Below are 22,322 nucleotides of genomic sequence, written 5' to 3' on the forward strand. Positions count from 1 at the left end.
CCGTGGACACGACACACCGGCCCGCCGCCCGCGTCATCTGCCTGGACGTCGCCTGTCGGGTGCTTCTCCTGCGCTGGCGTGATCCGTTCGACGGGAGCCTGCTGTGGGAGCCGCCCGGCGGCGGGATCGAGCCGGGCGAGACACCGCTGGAGGCGGCGCGACGCGAACTGGCCGAGGAGACCGGGCTCGACCCGGCCGCGGTCGTCGACCGCTCGGTGCCGGTGGACCGGGACGTGTGGTGGAACGGCCGGCGGTACGTCGGGACGGAGCGCTTCTTCCTGGCGCGGTACGCCGAGGAGCGGCCGACCGTCGTGGGGAGCTGTCTCCTTCCCGGCGAGCGGGCGGCCCTGGACACGCACCGCTGGGTCGCGTGGCCGGAGCTGCGCTCGCTGCCGGACCGGGTCGAGCCGCCACGGCTGCCGGCCGTGCTCGGCGCCCTGGTGCCGGACGGCCCGTGGGGGCGGTCGGAAGGCTGAGTGCGGGGCGGGCCCGGGGCCGCCGCGCGGGCCTCCCGACCGCGGACCGGGCGCGACCGGCGTGCCGTGGAGCTGCGTGGACTCAGATGCCGCAGGTGGGTGCGGACCAGTACGGGGACGGGTCGAGGGCGACGTGGGTGTGGTCGTTGTGGTCGGGGTAGCCCGGGCCGAGGATCTCCGAGAAGCCGTGGGTCCTGGCCTGCTGGGCGAGCCGGCACAGGGTCGGCGATCCGGTGAGGTCGGCGGCGTCGCCGTAGAGGTGGCGGCTGGTGGACGATCCGCCGACCGCGCTGTTGCAGGCGTAGGAGCGGAAGCCGCTGGAGACCGTGAGCGGCACGTCGCCGAGGGCGTGCCGCATGGCCTCGAGCTTCCACATCGTCTTGAGGGCGTTCGCCTTCGCGGTGGCCGCGGAGACGGCGCCGCCGGACCAGTCGGAGTTGCACCTGTTGAGTTCGGCGTAGCCGAAGTGGACGGGGGTGCAGTCCGCGTCCTGGAGGGCGTAGAGCTTGCTGAAGGTCTGCGATCCCGCGACACCGTCCGCGGTCAGGCCGTACGCGGCCTGGAACTTCTTGACGGCGGCGGTGGTCCGCGCGCCGAACTGGCCGTCGTAGGAGAGCCGTTCGCCGGAGGTCACCCATCCCGCGACGCGGATCTGGAGCTGGGTGACGTCGCTTCCCGAGGACCCCTCGGACAGGGTGCGGCTCCAGGTGTAGCACTCGTCGGCGTGCGCGGTGCCCGAGGTGGCTCCCACCCCGACCACCGCACCCCCCATGATCATGACAAACGAGACAAGCAGACGTGACACGCGTCCGAACATCCGGCCTCCCGACCGTCGACTCCGGTACCGACCGGCCGCCCCCGTCTCGACGGCGGCCCGTGCACAGAGTGGAGCACCGCGCTACGCGCGTCAACGGCGCCCGGTCCCTCACCGGGTGACGGGCCGCCCGGCGGGGGACGGTCCGCGCGGACGCGTCACACCCGGGAGGCCGCCTCGAGTTCCCTCTTGAGGTTGCGCAGGGTGATCTCGATGTTGCGCACCTGGAACTCGGCGAACGTACGGCCCCCGGTCACCGTCTTGTCGAAGGCGTGGGCGACCGCGTCCGGCCACGCCCGGCGGTCGTCGGTCCAGGACTCCGTCACCCGCGTCCCGTCGCCCACCGGCTCGAGGAGGTACTCCCACGTGGCGATCGGCCCGCGCAGGCGGGGCCGCCTGATGCCGATGGCGTGGACGCGGAAGGCGAACCGGCGGCCGGGCTCGGCCGCCGTCACCGTGCAGCGCGTGACCCAGCGGAACCTCCCCCGCTTGTTGAGACCCTCGAACGACGTCCCCGCCACGGCCGGCCCGACCGGCGTCCGCCGCGAGGTGCCGAGGTTCTCCGGGCTCCAGCGCCCCATGTCCGCCGGCCGGCTGACCGCGTCGTAGACCGTGGCGGGCGGGACATCGACGACGATGTCACGGCTCACGGTGAGGATGCGGGCCACGGGGCCTCCTACGGGACGGGAACGCATGACCGGCACATGCGCTACTGGCGAGTAGCGTCGATCGTACGACGTGCCTCCCGGCGGCGTGCATGATGGGCGGGATGAACGACGACGCCCTTCCGGGCCCCTTCGGGGCCGACGACCACCTCTTGCTGCACAGGGAGCCTGCCCCCGAGCGGTACGGACGCCTCGACGTGCGGTCCACCGATCTGCGTCCGGCCGAGTGGCTCACCGAACGGTCCCCGGGACACGGTGACTTCGGGACCGTGGCGGGCGTCGCCGCGCCCGGGTTCGCGGCCTACGCGCGGGTGCTGCATCCGGCGTCGCTGGACGAGCGGCCGGTGCGGTGGACGACGGTGGCCGCCGCCCTGGGGCGTGTCGTGAGACCGGACACCTCCTGGCACGAGGTGATCGGCGCGGACCTCCACCACCGCAACGCCTCCGGGTACGGCCTGCCCGGCGTCTGGGACGAGCATCCGGCGGAAGGGCCGACCCCGCCCGCTCTCGCCCTGTCCCTGATCCCCGTCCTGGCCCGGCACACCCGGACCCCCGGAACCTGCTGGTTCGGCCTGTGGCACGGTTACGGCCGCTGGGACTTCGACCGGTACCCCTCGTTCGAGACCCCCGGCCGGGACGAGGTGCTCCTGTCCGGCACCCTCGACGAGGCCGTCAGCCCGGTGGAACTGGACGAGTTCGCCGAACTGCCCGACCTGTGGTGGCCCGATGACCGCGCCTGGTGCCTGGGCGGCGACGTGGACCTGGTGAGCACGTACGTCGGCGGGTCCCCCGAACTCGTCGCCGAACTGCTGGCCGCGCCGGGCCTGGAGGTCCACCGGGTCACGGCCGGCGACCGGGTGGCCTGACGGCCGGCGCACGCCGGAACTCAGTGCCGCCGGAACTGGAGCCCGGTCGGCTGCAGGACGTCCGGGCGCACCGCGACGCCGTCGAACCGGAGTTGTTCGCCATAAATGTCGGTGATCCGCAGGGGGCCTCCGCAGCCGGTGCCCCGTTCGGAGAGGAAGTAGTTGAACTCGGCGCGGGGCAGCGGGTGCCAGGTGCCGCCGTCCCGGACCTCCAGTCGGGCCACCGGGTTGCGGTGGCCCACGACCTGGATGCCGCACCAGTACCGGGTGGAACCGGTCTTGTACCGGACCGCGACGGTGTCGGGGGTGCTCGGGCTCAACAGGGTCCACGTGATCGGGATCTCCCCGGCCGAGAGAGCGCCGAGCTTCGCGAACGCCTGCTTGCTGAGGTCGAGTTGACCGGGCGCGCAGGGCAACGGGCACTCGTTGGTGACCTTGACCGTGACGGAGGCGCCGTTCGCCGCACGGACGCGGAGGTGGGCCCCGCACGCCCTGGACGTCTCGTAGTCGGCGTGGTTCATCGCCGCGATCATGAGGTCGTCGCTCGGGCCGAAGAGGCAGGCGCCGTCGCCGTCCCCGGCGTCGTAGTGGGTGGCGAGTCCGCGGTAGGTGACACCGGGGCGGATCCGGCCCGCCGGCGGCGGCTCGGCGGCGACCGCCCGCGCGGGGCTCGACGCCGACGCGCGCGCCCCCGGCGTCGCCGCCGGGGTCTTCGACGGGCTCGCACCGGGGCTCGCCGTGGGCGACGCGGAGGACGGGCGGGACGGGGAGGGGGACGGCGGGGCGGACGGCGGGCGCGTCACGGTGCTCGACGGGGCGTCGGCGGCGGGTACCGCGACGGTGCGTCCGGGATCGGCGTCGCCGTCGGGGCGCAGTGCCACCACCAGGCAGACGAGTACGCCCGTGGCGACCAGCGCCGCGGCCGTCGTCGTCCACCGTGCGCGCGTGCTCGGGCGGCGCCGCGCGGCGTGCCTCTTGGTCTTCATGTCCGTCCGTTCGGAAGAGCGGGTCGACTTCACGTCACCCGGTCGCCGCCCGCCGCGAAAAGGTTGCCGCCCGTTCTTCCGCGCGCGGGTCCCGCCGAAGAGGTGGGGCACCGGTGCCGGGGCGGGGAGGGACGCCGGGAAGCGGGGGGAGCAGGAAGCGGGCGCGCCGCGCGGTCCGCCGCGCGCCACGCCTCACCTCGGCATCCCGGGGTACCCGCCAACCCGTCAGAACGTATCCAGGGAAGGGGTCACGATGGACAGGTCGGCGCTGCGGGCGGTCGGGTGGGCACGCACTCTGCCGATGGACAGTTCGGTGAAGGCCGCCCGCGACTGGGCGAGGGAACACCTCGACTCGCTGGGCTGGAACACCGAGGCCCCGGAGACCGCGGACGCCGTTCTGCTGACGGTCTCCGAGCTGGTCACGAACGCCCATCGGCACGCCCACAGCAACGCCCAGCTCGTCATGGCGTGGGACAGCCGCTGTCTGCACATCGCGGTCCACGACCACTCGGGCGAGCTGCCCGCTCCCCGGGAGCCCAGCACCGACCGGGTCGGAGGGCGGGGCATGTTCCTGGTCGACGCCCTGGCCGACAGCTGGGAGGCGCATGCCTGCCCGCACGGGAAGACGATCACGGCCTGTTTCAGGCCGCCCGCGGCCGAGGAACGGCGGAGCTGAACGCACGGGTGCCCGAGGTCCGTCAGCGAGCGGGCAGCGCCTCGCGCATCCTCTCCGCCGTGCGGCTCGCGTCGTAGTCCGCGGGGACGCCCGGGACGAGGACGATGTCGCCCTCGATGTGCCGGGCGCGCAGGGGCGCGATCTCCCGGTAGGCGGCGGAGGACCACCAGGCCCGTGCCTCGGTGATCGAGGGGAAACCGATCACCACGACATGACCGGGCCAGGCACCCTCCATCACCTCGTGCTGTGTGCCGTGCACGAGGAAGCGGCCGCCGTACGGCTCGAAGGTAGCGGTGATGCGCTCGATGTACTCGGCGATCTCCTGGTGCGGTGCCGCCTCCTGCAGGTGGGCGATCGCGTAGGCAGACATCATGGTGTCCTTCCGTCCGGTGGGGCGCTCTCGACGGCCACGATCCTGCCCCGTGGGAGAGCCGCGGTCGATTACCCGGGAGGTAGGGCACGGCGGCGGACCGCGCCCGCCACGGACTCAGGCGCGCAGCCGGGCCGCGGTGTCGGTGGGCGGTCTCCGTCCGGGTCCAGCGGGCCGCTGGTGAGGAGGACTGCTTGGTGGTCCGGCAGGACGGCCGGGGTGGCGGCGAGGTCGACCAGGCAGAGCAGGCCGGGCGCTCGGTGGAGGGCGAGAACGCCGTCGGGGGCGGGCAGCCACTCCGACGGGCCGTCGGCGAAACCGGGTTCGGTGCGGCGCAGCCGTAGCGCGGTGCGGTGGAGGGTGAGCATCGAGGCGGGGTCGGCGGCCTGGCGGTCGGCGGCGTACGCGGACCAGCCGGCGGGCTGCGGCAGCCAGGGCTCGACGCGCGAGCCGAAGCCGGCGTGGGGCGCGTAGGCGGTCCAGGGCAGGGGGACGCGGCAGCCGCCGCGGCCGGGGTCGGTGCCGCCGGAGCGGAAGTGCATGGGGTCCTGGATGCGGTCGCGGGGGACGTCCGCCTCGGACAGGCCCGGTTCCTCGCCCTGGTAGAGGTAGACGGAGCCGGGCAGGGCGAGGGTGAGGAGAGCGGCGGCACGGACCCGGCGGGTGCCCAGCTCCAGGTCGGTGGGGGTGCGCAGCCGGGCCGCGCCCCAGGGGCAGGCGAGGAAGGTGAAGTCGAAGGCGGTGTGCAGTTCGTCGGGGCGCGGGTAGCGGGCGAAGCGCTCGGAGTCCGGCAGCCAGACCTCGCCGACGAGGACGCCGCCGTAGGCGTCGGCGACGCGCCGCCAGGAGCGGTGGATCTCGTGGAGTTCGTCGCGGTCGACGTAGGGGTGGGGGTCGCGGCCCTCGACGAAGTCGGGCAGGACGGGGTCCTTGACGGGCAGGGCGGCCGAGTCGATGCGGACGCCCGCGACGCCGCGCTCGAACCAGGACCGCAGGACGTCCTCGTGTTCCTCGCGGACGGCCGGGTGGGCCCGGTTGAGGTCGGACTGCTGGGGGGGGTGAACAGGTGATCGCCGCGTACCTGTCCCCCGGCACCGGGACGACGCCGCCACGGGCTGTCCCGCCGCGGCGCTCGCCGCCGACACGGCCCGTGACGGCGGCGACGCCGGGGCCCACCGCCCCTACGCGGAAGGCGTACGGAACTTCGCCGCCCGGCTCGCCAGCGACGACCAGAACGGCCTCGCCCGGCTGAGCACCATGGTCGGCGCCGTCGTCCTGGCCCGCGCGGTCAAGGGCTCCCTGCTGTCCGACGAGATCCTCGCCGCGGCACGGGCGGCGCTGGCACCGGCCCGTGCGCGGTGACGCGAGGGGAGCGGGTCAGGCACCGGCCGCGGTGAGGCCCGGCCCGGTCGCCGCGGGACGGTGCGGCAGGCGCGTGGTCAACGGGTCACCGTCCACTTCTGGTTGGCCGCTCCGGTGCAGGTCCAGATCTGCAGCCGGGTCCCGTTGGCCGAGCTGCCGCCGGTCGCGTCCAGGCACTTGTCGGCCTGTGGGTTGACGATGTCCCGCGCGGCGGGGACGGCCCACTGCTGGGCGGCGGACCCGTTGCAGTCCCAGAGCTGCACGAGGGTGCCGTCGGCCGTGCCCCCGGAGGCCACGTCCAGGCACTTGCCGAGCGCGCGGATCGTGCCGTCGCCGCCGACCGTCCACCGCTGTGCGGCGGTGCCGTTGCAGTCGTAGAGCTGTACGGCCGTGCCGTTCGCGGTGCCGGCCCCGGCCACGTCGACGCACTTGCCGCCGACGCCGGTGATGGGGCCGCTGCCGCCCGGCTGCGCGGTGTCGGTGCTGACGCGGACGTAGTCGACCAGGAGTTGCTGCGGGAAGGCCGTGCTGCCGTCGGGGTCCCCGGGCCAGTAACCGCCGACCGCGAGGTTGAGGATGAGGAAGAAGGGCTTGTCGAAGACCCACTGCCGGCCGCCGAGGTCGGCGGGGGTGCGCCGCTGGTAGACCGTGCCGTCGACGGACCAGGTGATCGCGTTCGGGCTCCAGTCGACGGCGAAGGTGTGGAAGGCGTCGGCGAAGACCTGCCCGCCGGGCAGGGTGTACCCGGCGCCGATGCCCCCTGACCCCGAGTAGCCGGGTCCGTGCAGGGTGCCGTGCACGGCGGACGGCTCGAAGCCCACGTTCTCCATGACGTCGATCTCGCCCGAGTTCGGCCAGCCGACCTGGCCGATGTCGTTGCCCAGCATCCAGAAGGCGGGCCACATGCCCTGGCCGCGCGGAATCTTCATCCGGGCCTCGACGTGGCCGTACGTGGTGGTGAACCGGCCTGCCGTGTTCAGCCGGGCGGAGGTGTACTCGCACCGTCCGTACCAGCACTGGTAGTCGCCGGGGTTCTCGCGGCGGGCGGTGATCACCAGATGGCCCTGGCCGTCCAGGGCGGCGTTGCGGTTGCCTGCCGTGTAGTACTGCCGCTCGTGGTTGTTGACGTTGTCGCCGGTCTCGATCTGCCACTTGGCGCCGTCGACGGCGGCGCCCGCGGGCCCGTCGAACTCGTCGGAGAAGGTGACGGCGGCCGCCCGGGCCTCGGCGACGGCGGGTGCGGCGGCCTCCGGCGCGGGCGACGCGCCCTGGGCGAGCCCGGTGGACAGCGACGCGAAGGCAAGGAGCGGGGCGAGGGACCACAGGAGGCGGCGGGGAAAACGCGGGGAGTCCATGACTCTCCCTTCGTCGAGCATGACGCGGAGACCAGTGACTGCATGCACATGACATATATGCATGCGGACGGGATCGACTGGTCGGCGCAGCATGGGGGCGGTGGGGGGGGACACGCTTAGTTCACTATGTGATTTAAGGAGTGAGCAATACGCCTGTCAAGGGTTTGGTATGGACCACCAGACGGGGCTCGCCCGGGCCGGCCGACGTGTACGGCGACCGACGGTCCGGGCCGGACCGTTCACCGGCGCCGGATCCTGCCGTCGGATTTCGGCGAGACGGTGTCGCGGTACCAGGGCCTGTCGCGAAAGCCGTGGACGGCCTGGACTCGACTGCCGGGCAAGGCCGTCCGGGAGAAGCCGACGGCCAGGGCCGGCGCGCCGGCACTCCCGGTTCGCGGACGACGGGGCTGTTCGAGAGCCGCCGTCCGAGAATTCCCGCCCTCCGCCGGGAGCGGGGAGACAGCCTCGGCGCTGCCGTCGTCCAACGGGTCTGTCAAACGAGCGGTGTAACCGGGATGGTTGGGTTACTGGCGGGCCGCTGAGAGTCGGCCGTCGAAGGTGATGTCGAAGGCGTTCAGCGCGGTCTTCCAGCGCATGGTCCAGCGGGCCTGGCCCCTGCCGGTGGGATCGAGCGACATGATCGCCATGTAGACGCACTTCAGGGCGGCCTGCTCGTTCGGGAAGTGCCCACGAGCCTTGACCGCCCGCCGGATCCGCGCGTTCACCGACTCGATCGCGTTCGTCGTGCAGACGATCCGGCGGATCTCGGCGTCGAACCGCAGGAAGGGAGTGAATTCCTCCCAGGCGTTCTCCCACAACTTCACGATCGCCGGATACTTCCGGCCCCAGGCGTCGGCGAACTCGGCGAACCGCTCCAGGGCGGCCTCCTCGGTCGGCGCCGTATAGACCGGCTTCAGAAGCTTGGCGATCTTGTCCCAGTCCTGACGGGCGGCATAGCGGAAGGAGTTCCGCAGCAGGTGCACCACGCAGGTCTGCACGATCGTCTTCGGCCAGACCGTCTCCACCGCCTCGGGCAGGCCCTTGAGCCCGTCGCAGACCAGCATGAGCACGTCGCTGACGCCGCGGTTCTTGATCTCGGTGAGGATGTGCAGCCAGTGCTTGGCGCCCTCGCCGCCGTCCCCGGCCCACAGGCCGAGGATCTCCCGCCGGCCCTCGGTGGTGACGGCCAGGGCCACATAGATCGGCCGGTTGGCGACCGCGCCGTCGCGGATCTTCACGTGGATGGCGTCGATGAAGACGACCGGACAGACGGCGTCGAGGGACCTGCTCTGCCACTCGGCCATGCCCTCGAGGACCTTGTCGGTGATGGTGGAGACGGTCTGGCGGGAGACCTCGGCGCCATAGACCTCCGCCAGGTGGGCCTGCACCTCCCCGGTGGTCAGACCCTTCGCAGCCAACGAGATCACCATCTCGTCGACACCGGTCAGGCGCTTCTGCCGCTTCTCGACGATCTTCGGCTCGAAGGAGCCGTCCCGGTCATGGGGCACAACGATCTCCACCGGGCCGACGTCGGTCAGCACGGTCTTGGAGCGTGTGCCGTTGCGAGAATTGCCGCCGTTCTTACCCGCCGGATCTTGCTTGTCATAGCCGAGCTGGTCGGTGATCTCGCCCTCCAGGGCGGACTCCAGCAGCCGCTTGGTCAGCTGCTGCAGCAGCCCGCCCTCGCCGGTCAGCTGCAGGCCCTCGGCCTGGGCCCGGCTCACCAGCTCGTCGATCAGCTGGTCGTCCACGGCCTTCGCCGACACAGCCACCACCGCCTCGCCGGCCTCGTCCTTGGCCACGTTCTCACTGGTCATCGATGCATCCTCCATGATCGGGAGTTACACCGAACGATTTACAGTCCCGCCCTTAGAGGAGAGATTCGATGGGGGCGAGGGAAGCTGGTGCAGTTGCGCGAGGACTTCCGGGTTGAGCCGGGACATGAGGGGCATGTGCCGGCCAGGAGTTCACGTAGATCGGGGTCCAGGGCGGGTCGTGCCATGATCATGGTCGTTGTCTTTCGTGGGGCGCCGGACAGTCGGGCGGGGAGGGTACCGTCTCGGCGAGCTCCGGAGCGGCAGTCCGGGGATTGATCGGAACTTTACGAGTTGGCGCGTCCGCGCTTCATCCGGCTCTCGTCCAGCTTGAGCGGCTTCAACGCCCGGCGGCCGCCTCGGTGGCCTCCTTGGGCACGGCGTAATCGCGGCCTGGGGTAGTGCGGAGGAGGTGAACTCGACCTCGGGTGACAGGCCGAACTGGTCGGTGACCTTGATCAGGCCGATCATGCCGACCTGTATGACGCCCTTTGCCGCGCAGCCACCCCGCTCACGGAATCGGCGGTCGGCGGTCGGCGGTCGGCGAAGCTGACAGCGAGGCAACGCTCCAGACCCGTACGCCGTCTGGTCAACCGAGATGGCGCTGAGGCGGTGCCCACCAGGAACGGAGCGAATTGTGTTGATCGGCTTGCTGACCGCCGTTGCGGCATCCGTTTGTTACGGCACAGGCTCAGTCCTGCAGGCCGTGGGATCCCGCAGGTCCGCCCAGAACTACGCGGCCGCTACCGGCCGCACCCAATACGGCGGGCCCAGCCTCTCATCGACGGTGAAGGCCGCGATGACCTGGGAATTCGCGGTCGGTACCATCCTTGACTTCGTGGGCTTCGCGCTGGGTGCACTGGCTGCTCGGCTACTACCCCTGTTTCTCTCGCAGACCGTGATCAGCGCCAACCTGATCATCACTGCCGTGCTGAGTGTCAGGCTCCTCGGTATCCGGTTGACTCGCGCCGAGTGGACGTCCATCGGCGTGGTCTGCGTGGCGCTCGTTCTGCTTGCAACGGCGTCGGGCGAGGAGGGCAGTGCACACGGCCTCCCGATCTCCACGCACTGGTGGCTCCTGGCGATCTCGCTTGCTCTCATGGCAGGCGGCACGCTCGTGGTACGCCTCCTCGGTCCCCGCGCTGCAATCCTTGCCGGCCTTCTGTCCGGACTCGGTTTCGGCGCGCTCGGCGTGGGCGTACGTGTTCTGAACGGCCTCGCCCCCTTCGATCCGGCCGCCGTGCTTACGGATCCGGCCCTGTACGCGATCGTGACGGCCGGCGCAGGTGGGATGTACCTGCACACCGTCGCCTTGCAGATCGGTTCGGTCAACGGGGCCACGGCCGCCCTGGTCGTTGGTGAGACCGTGCTGCCCGGCGCTATCGGCGTGCTTTGGCTCGGCGACGCCTCACGGGCTGGTCTCGCCTGGATGGCTGTGCTCGGTTTCGTCCTGGCGGTGTCAGGCGCGGTCGCGGTGGCATGGTTTGGCGGGCGTGAGGCGCACCCGGAGGAGCAGCCCCAGCAGGCAGCAGCCCTGACTCCTGCGCGTTGAACACCAAACTTTCCGTCAACAACGTATGACGCTCAACGCATCTGCTCGCGTCAGGTGAGTAGCTGCATGGCGTGGTTTCCCAGCACGACTACGAGCGCCTGCCGCGCAGTTCGCAGTCGCGGGTGTCCTGGGCGATGACCGCGGTGATACTGCGCCGGCCGACCGGGGCCACCGCTGCGGCCTTGGCGCAGCACATGACCGGCGGGGAGCTGACTCTCAGGGCGGTACTGGCGCGGCTGGAGGAGCAGGAACGGGAGATCGCCGTGCAGGCCGAAGCGACGAGGGAGCAGATCGCGCAGCTGACCGCACTGCTGGACGAACTCGACCGGTCCGCCGAGGAGGTCCGGATCACCCGCAAGACGCTGCTGGCGCTGCCCGATCCGCAACTGCCCGCGCCGCCGGCCCCGAAGCTGCCGGACCATCCGGCCTACCAGCAGATCATGGCGGTGTTCGACGCAGCCGATATGCCGCTACGAGCGAGGCAGGTGTGCGAGGCGATGGACCTGGAGATCGCGCCCAACAACATCAACGACACCCGTCTGAAGCTCAAGCGGCTCGCCGAGCGCGGGATCCTGGTCGAGACCGAGCAGGGCTTGTTCACCCAGCCGCGGCCGTAACCGCCAGGCGACGTCACGGCCAGCCCGCACACTCCTCCCGAAAGCGCGAAACGGACGGTCATCTCGGCGCGGTAGTCGTGTGCGGAGCTCAGGTGGCGGCGGGGTCGGAAGTGGGGCGTGATGCTGCTGAATGCGGACAGAAACCGCTGTGCTCCGCCCACGGAGCGGAAGCCTTTCATCGCCCGTTCGCGCTGCCTGGTGGGCTGGTGGCTTTTCTCCGCCCGGTTGTTCAGGTACTTCGACTGCCGGTGCTCGACGCAGGGCATGACCTCGCGGTGGGCAGCGCCGTAGGAGCGGAGCTTGTCGGTGACGATCACCCGCGGCACCGCACCGGTCTTCTGCATCAGCCTGCGCAAGAAGCGCCTGGTGGCGGCCTTGTCCCGCCGGTTCTGCACCAGGATGTCCAACACGTTGCCGTCCTGGTCGACGGCCCGCCACAGGTACCGCTGCTCACCGTTGATCTCGATGAAGAGCAAGATCAACCAGGAGATCAGCCCACCCGGCCGACCAACGTGACAGCGCCCACCTGACCGCTCTCACCACAGCTGCCGCTCCTGACCTGGCCGCCGTTGTTCGGAGTGGGCACCGAGACCGCCGGACAACTGCTGGTCACAGCTGGCGACAACCCCGAACGCCTGCGGTCGGAGGCCGCTTTTGCCGCTCTTTGCGGGGCCGCCCCCGTCCCGGCCTCGTCCGGCCGCACGGACCGCCACCGGCTCAGCCGCGGCGGTGACCGACAAGCCAACCGGGCCCTCCACATGATCGCCGTAGTGCGAATGCGCCACTGCCCTCGCACCCGTGCCTATGTCGCGCGCCGCACCCAGCAAGGGCTGACCAAGAAGGACATCATCCGCTGCCTCAAACGCTTCATGGCCCGCGAGGTCTACCACGCGCTCACCCGGCCCCGCAGAGACCGCCTGGCATCAGTTGCTTGACGTCCATAGGAGCATCAAGGCGTACCAAGGTGCCGCGGCCGCTCCCTCCGCGTCCCGTTCCGGGGCCGTCGGCTCAAGCAAGGGAAACGACGGCACAACAGCAGTCATGCCAAGGTCCGGCGCGTCGGCGAGCAGGCCATGGCCGTCCTGAAGGGCTGGCGCCTGCTGCGAAAGCTCCGCTGCAGCACCAACCGGACCACCGGCATCGTGAAGGCCGTCGTCGTCCTTCACCGCACCTCAACGTGAGGTCGGAAAACGCTCATTCGCAGAGGCAGTTCGGGGCGCTACGATCACGCATGTGACCGCTGCGGAACCGACCATCCTCGCCACGTCCGGAGGGCACCGTGCCGGTACGCGCACCCGGCTGCTCTTCGATGCCCTGGTCCACTACGCGGTCGACCTGTCCGGCGTGCACGGCAGGCCTCCTCGCGTCCTGTACGTCGGCACGGCGACCGGTGACGCCGAGCACGTGACGGCGCGGGTGACGGAGGCGGCCCGGGTGGCGGGCTACGACCTCACTCCCCTGCAACTGTTTCCCATGCCGAATGTCGAGGATGTCGAGGATACGGTCCTCGCGCACGACGTGGTTTGGGTGATGGGGGGTTCGGTGGCCAACTTGCTCGCGGTGTGGCGGGTGCACGGCCTGGACGTGATCATGCGGCGTGCGTGGCGGGCGGGCGTGGTGCTCGCCGGAATCAGTGCGGGTTCCCTCTGCTGGTTCGAGGGCGGCGCGACGGACTCCTTCGGCCCCGGGCTGCGTCCGGTCACCGACGGGCTGGGCTTGCTGCCGTACGGCAATGGCGTGCACTACGACTCTGACGCGGGTCGGCGGCCGCTGATCCACCGAATGGTCGCTGAGGGCGCCTTCCGGACCGCTCACTGCACGGACGACGGAGTGGGTCTGGTCTACCGAGGCACCGAATTGGTCGAGGCCGTGGCGGAACTGCCGGGCAAGGCAGCCTACGTGGTCGATCGCGAGGGCGCCGAGGTGGTGGAGGAGCGGATCGAACCGCGGCTGCTGCCTGCGCCTCGGTTCTGAGCAGCACTGGGCACCGCCCAGGGTGCGCATGCGACCGGCCGTTACCGCCGATACCGGGTGTCTCCACGGTGAGCTCTTCCGATCGGTGTGGGTGCGCAGGAATATGGGGGTCACTTCCCCATGTGGGGGTCGCGCAGGTCTGGCACCTTCTTCCTCGTGACTGAGACCGCCGACCTCCCGGCTTCCCGGACCGCCAGCCTCCCGACTCCGCTCAGCGCCCGCCTGCCGCTCGCCTGGTGGGCCCCGGCGCTGACCCTCGCGGAGCGGCTCGCCGCACCCGGTGTCCCGGCGGCGTCCACCAGTTCTGCCGCTGAGCACGCTCCATGGGACCTCGGGGACGGAGAGGGCTTCGCTCTGCGGCTGGCGCACCTCAGGGTGGATGGGGCGACTGCGGCGGCCCTGGCCGCGGAAACCGCCGAGCGCCTCGCCGGCCGCGTGGCCAAGCCCGACTGGGCCGATTACATCGAGGCAGCACTGGCCGCCGCCCCCGAGAGTCTCGACGAGCCGACCGCGGACGGTACGGGTCCCCATGTCTTCGCGGCCGTTGTACGGCCGCTTGTCATCCCGGCTGCAGACCGGCTTGCCCTCCGTACGGTGGATGCTCCCGCGAGCGAACAGGCCGTGTGGCGGGATGCGTTCGAGCAGCGGCTGACTGAGCAGCTAACCCGGCAGGCAGCTCGGACCCTGGTCCATGAGCTGTCCCAGGCCCGGGGCGCCCGGCGGCTCGCTGGTGCGGACCCGCGTGAGCGGTTCGCCTCGTTCATCGCCGCCACCGGCAGTCGGCCGGGCCTGTCCGCGCTCTTCACGACCTACCCGGTGCTGGCCCGGATGCTCGCGCGGACCGCGCTGGACGCAGCGGAGGCCGTGGCGGAGCTGGTGACGCGGTTCCAGACCGACCGGGAGGACCTGGTCATCAAGCTCCTCGACGGGTGTGCGCCCGGTGCGCTGGCCGGGGTGAATCTCGGTCTGGGTGACGCCCACCAGGGCAACCGGGCGGTCGCGATCCTGTGCTTCGCCGACGGCGGCCGACTTGTGTACAAGCCCCGGCCGCTCGAGCAGCACGGTCTGTTGGACGACTTGGCGACCTGGCTCGACGCCAAGGTTCCCGGCCTCGCGCTGCGCACGCCGCGCAGTGTGCGTCGGCCGGAGTACGGCTGGCTGGAGTTCGTGGAGCACCGCTGGTGCCAGTCGGGCACCGAGACCGACGCCTTCTACCGGCGCCAGGGGATGTTGCTGGCCCTGCTGTACGCGGTGGACGGCGCCGACATGCACTACGAGAACGTCATCGCCTGTGGTGACCAGCCGGTTCTGGTGGACGCGGAGACCCTGCTGCACACCGGTCTTCCACAACAGGCCATGACGGCCGGCGCCGATCCGGCCGCGGACGCCCTGCAGGCCTCCGTGCACCGCACCTGCCTGCTGCCCCACCTGCTGATCGGCCAGCACGGCGCGCTCGACATCTCCGCGCTGGGCCGCAATACCGAGGGTGTCTTCCCGAGCGAGGGCCTGTACTGGGAGGACAGCGGCAAGGATACGATGCGGGCTGTACGGGGAGCGGTACTCAGCCCGGCCGCGCAGAACCAGCCGCTGCCCGCGGGGGTGCCTCTGGAAATAGCCGACCACAGGGCGGCCCTGCTGGAGGGATTCCGCGCCGGCTACGCGGCGCTAGCCGCGCACGGTCGCGACCTGCTCGCGCCAGGTGGGCCGCTGGCGGAGCACGCGGACAGCCCCGCGCGGCTCATCACGCGTTCCACGCGTCTCTACACCACGCTGCTGGAGGAGTCCGCCCACCCTTCGCTGCTCGGCGACGCCCTGGCTCGGGAGGGTGTGTTCGCGGTGCTGTGGACCGAGTCGGAACACGACGAGGCGCGCCAGCGCCTGATCGAGCACGAGACCGCGGAGCTGTGGCGCGGTGACGTCCCCCTGTTCGTACATCGGCCGTCCGGTACGGGGGTCCGGACGGCCGATGGCACCTGGTTGCCGGACGTGCTGCCAGTGGCCGCCCTGACTTCGGTCGGCGAGAAGCTGGCCCGGATGGACGAGATCGACTGCCACGACCAGGAGTGGATCATCTCGGCCACGCTGGCGGCACGCGGCACCGGTTCGCCCCTGGCACGGCGTTCCGAACTCGCTCTCGCTCCGCTCCCGGCGGTCGTGCCGGACGTTTCGCGGCTGCTGGCCGCCGTGTGCGGCATCGCCGACGAGATCGCCGCCCGCGCGGTACGCAGCGGCGGCCGGACCAACTGGCTGGGTCTGGAGCAGGTTTCGGGGCCGCACTGGGCCGTACTGCCGATGGGCGCCGGGCTGGGGCAGGGATATTGCGGAGTGGCGCTGTTCCTGGCGCAGGCGGACGCACTGACCGGGGCCGGTCGATATGCCGCGCTGGCTCAGGAGACGCTCCGGCCGCTGCCCGCCTTGATGAAAGCGCTGGCCGCCGATCCCGAACTGAGCGCGGCGGCCGGACCCGGCGCTTACGCCGGTCTCGCCGGCGTCGTCCACACGCTCGTGAGGCTGTCGACCCTGCTCCATCAGGACCTGACGAATTGTCTGCCGGACGCGCTCACCGCGCTCGGACACGCCGTCGCCGCCTGCTCCGATCCGGGATTGGCCGGTGGTGCGGCCGGGGCGCTGACCGCCGCCGTCGCGGCGCACGAAGCGACCGGAGCACCTGAGGCCCTGCGGCTGGCCGACGCGGTGGCGGACCTGCTGCTGGCGACGGTGCGCAAACCAGACCGACCGGGCCCGCCCGTGGACGCCACGGTCGTCGACGGCAAGCCCGGGTTCGCGGACGGCGCGGCCGGGATCGGCTGGGCTCTGCAGCGTTACGCGGGCTGTCGCCCGGAGCGCGCCGCCGCGCACGCGGAAGCCGCCGACACGCTGCTGCGTGCCGCGGTCCGCACCGTGAAGACCACGCCCGTGGACCTCTCCTGGAGCACCGGGCTTGCAGGCGTGGCCGCCGCTGCACCCCTGAGCGCCGCCAGCGCGTTGACACCCTCCTTGGCCAATGCCGAGGTGCACCCCCATCTGAGTCTCGAACGGGGCATGCTCGGCACGCTGGAGGCGCTGGCCGTGCTCGCCGGGCGGGGCGACACGGTGGCCGCCAGGGCGCTGCCCCGGTATTCCGGACAAGTACTCGCACTGGTTGAAACGCAAAGCCATCATTGCGCCACTCCCGACCACGTCCCCTCCCCCGGGCTGCTGACGGGACTGTCCGGCATCGGCTACGGACTCCTCCGTCTCGCCCACCCCGAAACCGTGCCGTCCCTGCTGCTCTTGGAAGATTCCAGTCACTGACCGATCCCCCTCCCCACGACTTCGCGTCACGCTCGCATACCGCGATCCGGTTAGCGCCCGCACTCGTGCGCCGGCCGCCATGGGCTCGCCAGCGGCGTCATCAGCATGCTCAGCACCTCCTTCCCGCATCGCGGTGGCACCGGGCCGGTTCCCGTGGACATGATGGCGACGGCCTGTATTCGGCACGTCGCGGCGGCGGTGGAACCAGTCCGCAGCCGCGCGACCTGCCGCAAGCCGCGATGTCCGATTACTATCGGCGCTCATGCGTTCCCCTACGCCTTCTTTAGTCGGGCGGGACTCTCAACTGGCCCTGCTGGATCAGGCCCTGGCCGACACACGCCAGGGTCGCGGCGGTGTCGTGTTCCTGGTGGGAGAGTCCGGTGTCGGCAAGTCACGGGTCGCCGCAGAGGCCGTCGGCGGGGCACTGGACGCCGGGATGCGGGTGCTGCGAGGCCGCAGCAGCACCACGGGACCAGCCGTACCGTTCCGACCGCTCACCGAAGCCTTGATGTCGCTTTTCCGCAGCGGCGAACCCATGGACGACCTGGCCCTCGGCCCTTACCGGCCGGTCCTCGGACGGCTGATCCCGGACTGGGACACCGGAGAACGGGACAGCAGTTCCATGGTGATCCTGGGCGAGGCCGTACTGCGCCTGCTCATCGCCGCGGGGCGCGGGCAGGGCCAGTTGCTGCTGCTGGAGGACCTGCACGACGCCGACCCGGAAACGCTCGGCGTTCTCGAATACCTGGTGGACAACCTGGAGTACTCGCCCGTCCTACTGCTCGCCACGGTCCGGACGGATTTCAGCGACGCCCTCGACCTCGCGCAGTCCGCCCGTCGGCGCGGCGCCGCCACCCTGGTGGAACTGCCGCCGCTGACCCGGCCCCAAACGCACGAGATGATCACGGCGCAGCTCGGAGCCGACAGCCCGGAGCAGGTGCCCGAGGCCGTCCTGGAGCGGCTGTGGGAAGACAGTTCAGGAAGCCCGTACCTGGTCGAGGAACTGCTCCAGTCGATGATCGGAGCCGGCACCCTGGTGCAGGGGCCGGAAGGCTGGCGAGCCGTCGACAACCTCCGCAGCGATGTCTCCTCGTCGCTGGCGCGTGGCATTCTGCGGCGTATCGACCGACTCGGCACGCAGGGCCTGACCCTGCTGTCGGCCGCCGCCGTGCTCGGACGGCGCTTTCCGCTCACGGTCTTACAACGCATGACCGGCATCGACGACCGGGCCCTGCTCAGCCATCTGCACGCCGGGGTGGCCGCGCGGCTGGTGGTTCCCGACGAACCCGCGCCGGACTGGTACTCCTTCCGTCACTCGCTCACCGTGGAGGCCCTGTTCACGCAGATGACCCCGAGCCTGCGCGCGGACCTGGCCCGGCGGGGCGCGGAGGCGGTCGAGGAACTGCATCCGGACCTGGCCGGTGACTGGTGCCCGCTCGCGGCCGGGCTGCGCAGCACGGCAGGCGACAAGGTCGAGGCGGGCCTGCTGTTCGCGGACGCGGGCGGCCGGGCGCTGGCGGCCGGAGCGCTCGGCTCCGCCGTCACCCTGCTGAGCCGGTCCGAGAGCCTGCTGGCCGACGCCGGCGATCTGCAGTCGCGCGCCATGGTGCTGGAGAACCTGCTGCCGGCCCTCGCGGAGGCCGGTGACTTCACCCGCGCCCTCGACCTGGCCGAGGACCTGCACGCACTGGACGGTTCGGGATTGAGTCCCGTCCGCCTGGCCACTCTGCACACCCGGCTGGCCAAGGTCACCCACACGGCAGGCCGGTGGAGCGACGGCAACCGGCAGATAGCTCGCGCCCGTGAGGTGCTGGCCACGGCACCGGACGAGTCGACCGCCGCGGCCATCGACGTCACGGCCGCCTACCTGGCACTCGACACGCCGGGGCCCGACCGCACCCAGCACGCGGAGAAACTGGCCCGGTCCGCCGCCGACACCGCCGAACGGCACGGCCTGCCCGTCGTCGCCTGCCAGGCCCGGGAACTGCTCGCGACCGTCGCCCGCGAGCGGGACCCCGAGGAGTCGGCGGCGATGCTCGGGCAGGCACTGGCCACGGCCGAGCGCCACCGTCTCCCTCTGCAGCGCATGTACGCGGCCACCCGGCTCGGTGGCAACGCCTGGCTGGCCGACGGTGACACCGCGGGCCTACTGGCGGTCCGCGAGGAGGCACTGCGGCTCGGCTCCGTGAACATCGTCCATACCGTGGACGGCATCCTCGTGCTGGACGCGGTGCTGCGCGGCCGCTACGACACCGCCCGATCGACAGCGGCCGAGTGCATGGCCGTCGTACGAAGGCTACGTATCGCGCCCGTCGTACGGTATGTCCTGATGGCCCAGGCGGTCCTGGCCGCCCACCATGTCGACCGCGCGGCGATGGAGCAGTCGCTGGCGGCTTTCGCCGAGTGGGACGGCGCCGGTTCGCAGGAGGAAGCGCTCGGCCACGGTCTGGCGCGGGCCTTTTGCGCCCTGCTGGAGGAAGACCGCGACCTTGCCCGGGAGGAGCTGCGGCAGGTGCTGGCGCTGGAGGCGGGCAACCCTTCGACCTACCACCTCGGCGGCACCCACGGTCTGGCCCTGCTGCTGGACGTGCTCGCCGGAGACGCGGACCGGGCCCGGCACAAGGAGATCACCGCCACCGCCGCCGCCCGCATGCGCTGGAACCGTCAGTTCGTGCTGCTGGGCGATGCCGTGCTGCTGGGCCGCGAGAGTGCGGGTGAGCAGGCGGCGGCCACGGTGGAGGCCGCGATGGCGGTGGCCGAGCCGTACCCGCTGGCCCAGCATCTCGGGCTGCGACTCATCGCGGACGCGGCGCACCAAGACAGCTGGGGCGATCCGGTGGGCTGGCTACGTCGGGCGGAGCACTATTTCCACGAGCGAAACGTCCAGGCTGTCACGGGTGCCTGCCGGGCCGGGTTGCGCCGGCTCGGCGTCTCCGTGCACCAGCACCGCACCGGCACCAGCGGTATTCCCGACCGGCTGCGTGCTCAAGGCGTCACGGTGCGGGAGTTCGAGGTGTTCCGGCTGTTGGCGGAGCGCCTGGGCAACAAGGACATCGCCGACCGGCTGTTCATCTCACCGCGCACGGCGGAAAAGCACATTGCGAGTCTGGTCACGAAGACGGGGGCAGCGAACCGCGCGGAACTGTGCGCATGGTCGGCCGCCCTGCGGGACGCGTAGGGGTTCCCGGCCGATCCCGGCGAGTGGGGCAAAGCCGTCCTCGTCGGACCGGCGTGAAGCTCTGTACGCGCCAGCCGCACCGCGTCCATGAGGGGCCGTCTTCATTCGGCTGAAGCGGCCCCGTCCCTGGCATCGGTCCGTTTCCGCCGGTCCGGTGATGTGCGCCCTGCGTTACCGGCGGGGATGAAATGCGGCCGGTCCTGCTGTCGCCGACGCCCGGTGCGGTGCGGGCGTTCAGTGGGGGGCGGAGACCGAGGTGTCGATCGAGGTCAGGGTGATGACGAGACCGCTGGTGAGGACCATGCCCGCCAGGACACGGGCTCGGGCGCAGGCGCGGTTGCGGCCCGACAAGGTGATGCCGCCGGCGGCGTCCGTGTCGGCCGGACGGGCGGGGAGGTCGGCGGGAGCGGAGGAGGCATCGCGACGGAGCTCGGCCATGATGAGGAACCTCGTGTCTGTAAGGGCAGGTGCGGGAAGGTGAACGAGCGGCATCAGGAGGTCCGCCCGGTGACTTTCAGCGTGCGAAGGTCCGGCCGGCACAGCGAAGTTCGGTGATCGGCGTGGTCGGGACGGGGGCGCCGGTGCGGAGCGGGTCGCGGCCGGTGCCGGCCTGAAGGATCGTGGCGGCCCGCCGGGCGGGGGCCCGGGGGGTCGCGTCGGGGGGAGTCGCGAGTGCGGCTGATGCGGTCACGAGAACAAGGTCACAGATGTGGTGGGGGCCCGCATAGGGAACTGTCCCCCATATTCTCCGGCAGCCCGTGCCCGGTGCCGCCGGCCGATGGGGGCAGGAGGCCGCGGAGCGCGCGGCACCAGGTCGGGCTGTGTCGCCTGACGGGATGAAAGAGCAGGCCGGCGGAGTGTGCGCGGCTGGTGTCAGGGCCGGGTGCCGCGTGGCCGAGGTGTACGGGGCGGGCGGTTGGCCTTGCAGGTATATGGGGGTGTGCACGACCCGACGAGCACGCGCACGTGCGCACGAGGCAGGCGTCGGCGGCCGACGAAGCAGCCGGTGCGCACGGTGGTGTCCGATTCGTCCGGCGGGTGCAGTGGCCATGTGCGCCGGGGATTGACGCTCGGACGCAAGCACCGTCCGCAGTGATGTCCTCACCCGCCCCGGGCGCGCTTGTCTGCGGGGAACTTGGGGGATCGGCCCGCATCCGTCGTCGCGGCGGCTCCCGTTCTACTGGTGTCCGGCCGACGGCCCGCGGTCATTCCCCGAGGGAACGCCGTCGGCCCGATCTCAACTCGTGTCCCGCAGCGAACAGGTGCCGTACGACAAGACATACAGGAGTGGACGACATGCGGACCTCTCTGGATATCGACTCCGTTGCGCGAAGTGTGTACATCGCGATGGTCGACCGACCCCGCGCGCAGGTGTCCGAGCTGGCCGAGCATCTGGAGGAGACTGAGGAAACGGTCCGAAATGGGCTGGAGCGGCTGTCTGCCCTACTGCTCGTCGTGCCGGGGGACTCCGCGAGCGGCTGGCGCCCGGTCGATCCCGAGGTCGGGCTGGCAGCGATGCTCGCCCGGCAGCAGGACGAACTTGCCCGTCACCGCCTCCAGGTGGAGGGCAGCCGACTGGAGGTGACGCGGCTGCTGTCGGAGCGCGGCCGGGCGAGCATTCCGGACGTCGAGTGGCTGGCCGGCACGGACGCCGTGTGGCGGCACATCACCTCTCTCGCCGAGGAATGCACGAACGAATGGCTGGCCGTCGGCCCGGCCGAGCGGCTGGACGCGGTGGTCCTCGATGCGGGCCGCCCGGTGGACGAGATACTGCGGCGGCGCGGCACTCCCGCACGCGCCATCGTGCTGGAGAGCGTCCGGAACGACCCTGAGGCAACGGAGCACCTACGCCGGACCGAGGAGTGCGGCGGCACTGTCCGGACCCTGCCTTCGCTGCCGGTGTGGATGTTCCTCTCCGATCGCAAACACGTCGTGGTGCCGGTCATCGGCGGCCGCAGCGTGGTCGGCGCGATGGCATGCGGCGTCGAATCGGTTACGGAAGCCTTTGCGACCCTGTTCAGCCGGTTGTGGAAGGAAGCCCTGCCGCTTGCCGAGGCGCGCCCTCGTACCCGCGGCAACCTCTCCCTCCAGGAGCAGCATGTGCTCCGCCTGTGGGCGCAGGGGCTCACGGACGCCGCGGCGGCCCGCCGGATGGACGTCTCACTGCGCACGGTGCGCCGGCTCTCGGAGAAGCTGACCGACCGGTTCGGTGCCCAGAGCCGGTTTCAGCTCGGTGTCCTCGCGCTCGCCAGCGGCGGCATCCGCGCCGAGGACGTGGCCTGAACCGTCGCGCACCCGGTGCGAGCGGGCGCACCGTGAAGGG

The 22,322-nt window shown here is 71.4% G+C and carries 16 protein-coding genes and 5 pseudogenes; 11 read left to right on the forward strand and 10 right to left on the reverse strand.

Features of this window, described 5'->3' with window-relative positions; genetic code table 11:
- Positions 1-2 precede the first annotated feature (2 nt).
- Complete coding sequence (locus AB0N31_RS14335; RefSeq protein ID WP_366058666.1) at positions 3-476, forward strand: NUDIX domain-containing protein; 474 nt, start codon at positions 3-5, stop codon at positions 474-476.
- An 82-nt stretch (positions 477-558) separates the two neighbouring features.
- On the opposite strand, the gene AB0N31_RS14340 is transcribed toward AB0N31_RS14335, so the two are convergent.
- Positions 559-1,293 (reverse strand): D-Ala-D-Ala carboxypeptidase family metallohydrolase, encoded by a 735-nt coding sequence (locus AB0N31_RS14340; RefSeq protein ID WP_366058668.1) that lies wholly within the window; start codon positions 1,291-1,293, stop codon positions 559-561.
- A gap of 155 nt (positions 1,294-1,448) precedes the next feature.
- Positions 1,449-1,958: an SRPBCC family protein gene (locus AB0N31_RS14345; protein WP_366058669.1), complete on the reverse strand. Its 510-nt coding sequence runs from the start codon at positions 1,956-1,958 to the stop codon at positions 1,449-1,451.
- A gap of 101 nt (positions 1,959-2,059) precedes the next feature.
- Between AB0N31_RS14345 and AB0N31_RS14350 the strand changes: the two genes are divergently transcribed.
- Positions 2,060-2,821 (forward strand): hypothetical protein, encoded by a 762-nt coding sequence (locus AB0N31_RS14350; RefSeq protein ID WP_366058670.1) that lies wholly within the window; start codon positions 2,060-2,062, stop codon positions 2,819-2,821.
- A gap of 20 nt (positions 2,822-2,841) precedes the next feature.
- Here AB0N31_RS14350 and AB0N31_RS14355 read toward each other — a convergent pair whose 3' ends face one another.
- Entirely contained in the window at positions 2,842-3,807 is a 966-nt protein-coding gene (locus AB0N31_RS14355; RefSeq protein ID WP_366058671.1) for an expansin EXLX1 family cellulose-binding protein, read from the reverse strand.
- Between the two features lie 253 nt (positions 3,808-4,060).
- Here AB0N31_RS14355 and AB0N31_RS14360 point away from each other — a divergent pair, with 253 nt between their 5' ends.
- Positions 4,061-4,483 (forward strand): ATP-binding protein, encoded by a 423-nt coding sequence (locus AB0N31_RS14360; protein ID WP_366058672.1) that lies wholly within the window; start codon positions 4,061-4,063, stop codon positions 4,481-4,483.
- 22 nt (positions 4,484-4,505) lie between these two features.
- Here the strand turns inward: AB0N31_RS14360 and AB0N31_RS14365 are convergent, their stop codons facing one another.
- The 5 genes and pseudogenes from AB0N31_RS14365 to AB0N31_RS14385 all read right to left on the reverse strand — a co-directional run.
- Positions 4,506-4,853: a DUF1330 domain-containing protein gene (locus AB0N31_RS14365; RefSeq protein ID WP_366058673.1), complete on the reverse strand. Its 348-nt coding sequence runs from the start codon at positions 4,851-4,853 to the stop codon at positions 4,506-4,508.
- A 117-nt stretch (positions 4,854-4,970) separates the two neighbouring features.
- Positions 4,971-5,908: pseudogene (locus AB0N31_RS14370) on the reverse strand (alpha-amylase family glycosyl hydrolase); the annotation flags it as partial.
- A 384-nt stretch (positions 5,909-6,292) separates the two neighbouring features.
- A complete protein-coding gene (locus tag AB0N31_RS14375; protein WP_366058674.1) occupies positions 6,293-7,570 on the reverse strand; it encodes a lectin in 1,278 nt (425 codons plus the stop codon).
- A gap of 524 nt (positions 7,571-8,094) precedes the next feature.
- Positions 8,095-9,387, reverse strand: coding sequence for an IS256 family transposase (locus tag AB0N31_RS14380; RefSeq protein ID WP_366058675.1), 1,293 nt, complete (start codon positions 9,385-9,387; stop codon positions 8,095-8,097).
- A gap of 393 nt (positions 9,388-9,780) precedes the next feature.
- Positions 9,781-9,906: pseudogene (locus AB0N31_RS14385) on the reverse strand (RNA polymerase sigma factor SigF); the annotation flags it as partial.
- A 115-nt stretch (positions 9,907-10,021) separates the two neighbouring features.
- Here AB0N31_RS14385 and AB0N31_RS14390 point away from each other — a divergent pair.
- Together AB0N31_RS14390 and AB0N31_RS14395 are read left to right on the forward strand one after the other, a co-directional pair.
- The gene (locus AB0N31_RS14390; protein ID WP_366058676.1) at positions 10,022-10,936 is read left to right on the forward strand and encodes a hypothetical protein; all 915 of its coding nucleotides are present in this window, start codon (positions 10,022-10,024) and stop codon (positions 10,934-10,936) included.
- Positions 10,937-11,007: 71 nt separating this feature from the next.
- Positions 11,008-11,553: a hypothetical protein gene (locus AB0N31_RS14395; protein WP_366058677.1), complete on the forward strand. Its 546-nt coding sequence runs from the start codon at positions 11,008-11,010 to the stop codon at positions 11,551-11,553.
- A 119-nt stretch (positions 11,554-11,672) separates the two neighbouring features.
- Here the strand turns inward: AB0N31_RS14395 and AB0N31_RS14400 are convergent.
- Positions 11,673-12,026, reverse strand: a pseudogene (locus AB0N31_RS14400) (IS6 family transposase); the annotation flags it as partial.
- Positions 12,027-12,152: 126 nt separating this feature from the next.
- Here AB0N31_RS14400 and AB0N31_RS14405 point away from each other — a divergent pair.
- From AB0N31_RS14405 to AB0N31_RS14425, 5 genes and pseudogenes are all read left to right on the forward strand, one after another.
- A pseudogene (locus AB0N31_RS14405) lies at positions 12,153-12,488 on the forward strand (transposase); the annotation flags it as partial.
- Between the two features lie 33 nt (positions 12,489-12,521).
- Positions 12,522-12,734: pseudogene (locus AB0N31_RS14410) on the forward strand (transposase family protein); the annotation flags it as partial.
- Positions 12,735-12,786: 52 nt separating this feature from the next.
- The gene (locus AB0N31_RS14415) at positions 12,787-13,527 is read left to right on the forward strand and encodes a peptidase E (RefSeq protein ID WP_366058678.1); all 741 of its coding nucleotides are present in this window, start codon (positions 12,787-12,789) and stop codon (positions 13,525-13,527) included.
- 156 nt (positions 13,528-13,683) lie between these two features.
- Positions 13,684-16,821, forward strand: a complete 3,138-nt coding sequence (locus tag AB0N31_RS14420) for a type 2 lanthipeptide synthetase LanM family protein (protein ID WP_366058679.1) — start codon at positions 13,684-13,686, stop codon at positions 16,819-16,821.
- A gap of 262 nt (positions 16,822-17,083) precedes the next feature.
- The gene (locus tag AB0N31_RS14425; RefSeq protein ID WP_366058680.1) at positions 17,084-19,999 is read left to right on the forward strand and encodes an AAA family ATPase; all 2,916 of its coding nucleotides are present in this window, start codon (positions 17,084-17,086) and stop codon (positions 19,997-19,999) included.
- Positions 20,000-20,233: 234 nt separating this feature from the next.
- On the opposite strand, the gene AB0N31_RS14430 is transcribed toward AB0N31_RS14425, so the two are convergent.
- Positions 20,234-20,437: a hypothetical protein gene (locus tag AB0N31_RS14430; protein ID WP_366058681.1), complete on the reverse strand. Its 204-nt coding sequence runs from the start codon at positions 20,435-20,437 to the stop codon at positions 20,234-20,236.
- A gap of 858 nt (positions 20,438-21,295) precedes the next feature.
- Here AB0N31_RS14430 and AB0N31_RS14435 point away from each other — a divergent pair.
- Positions 21,296-22,282 (forward strand): helix-turn-helix domain-containing protein, encoded by a 987-nt coding sequence (locus AB0N31_RS14435; RefSeq protein WP_366058682.1) that lies wholly within the window; start codon positions 21,296-21,298, stop codon positions 22,280-22,282.
- Positions 22,283-22,322: the final 40 nt, after the last annotated feature.

The organism is Streptomyces sp. NPDC051051, from assembly GCF_040682975.1.
Classification (GTDB): domain Bacteria; phylum Actinomycetota; class Actinomycetes; order Streptomycetales; family Streptomycetaceae; genus Streptomyces.

What these genes read in the sequence shown, in the direction of transcription:
- AB0N31_RS14365 (WP_366058673.1), bottom strand. Translation starts at nt 4,853, where the DNA reads ATGTCTGCCTACGCGATCGCCCACCTGCAGGAGGCGGCACCGCACCAG.
- AB0N31_RS14435 (WP_366058682.1), top strand. Translation starts at nt 21,296, where the DNA reads ATGCGGACCTCTCTGGATATCGACTCCGTTGCGCGAAGTGTGTACATC.
- AB0N31_RS14355 (WP_366058671.1), bottom strand. Translation starts at nt 3,807, where the DNA reads ATGAAGACCAAGAGGCACGCCGCGCGGCGCCGCCCGAGCACGCGCGCA.
- AB0N31_RS14425 (WP_366058680.1), top strand. Translation starts at nt 17,084, where the DNA reads ATGCGTTCCCCTACGCCTTCTTTAGTCGGGCGGGACTCTCAACTGGCC.
- AB0N31_RS14340 (WP_366058668.1), bottom strand. Translation starts at nt 1,293, where the DNA reads ATGTTCGGACGCGTGTCACGTCTGCTTGTCTCGTTTGTCATGATCATG.
- AB0N31_RS14375 (WP_366058674.1), bottom strand. Translation starts at nt 7,570, where the DNA reads ATGGACTCCCCGCGTTTTCCCCGCCGCCTCCTGTGGTCCCTCGCCCCG.
- AB0N31_RS14360 (WP_366058672.1), top strand. Translation starts at nt 4,061, where the DNA reads ATGGACAGGTCGGCGCTGCGGGCGGTCGGGTGGGCACGCACTCTGCCG.
- AB0N31_RS14430 (WP_366058681.1), bottom strand. Translation starts at nt 20,437, where the DNA reads ATGGCCGAGCTCCGTCGCGATGCCTCCTCCGCTCCCGCCGACCTCCCC.
- AB0N31_RS14380 (WP_366058675.1), bottom strand. Translation starts at nt 9,387, where the DNA reads ATGACCAGTGAGAACGTGGCCAAGGACGAGGCCGGCGAGGCGGTGGTG.
- AB0N31_RS14350 (WP_366058670.1), top strand. Translation starts at nt 2,060, where the DNA reads ATGAACGACGACGCCCTTCCGGGCCCCTTCGGGGCCGACGACCACCTC.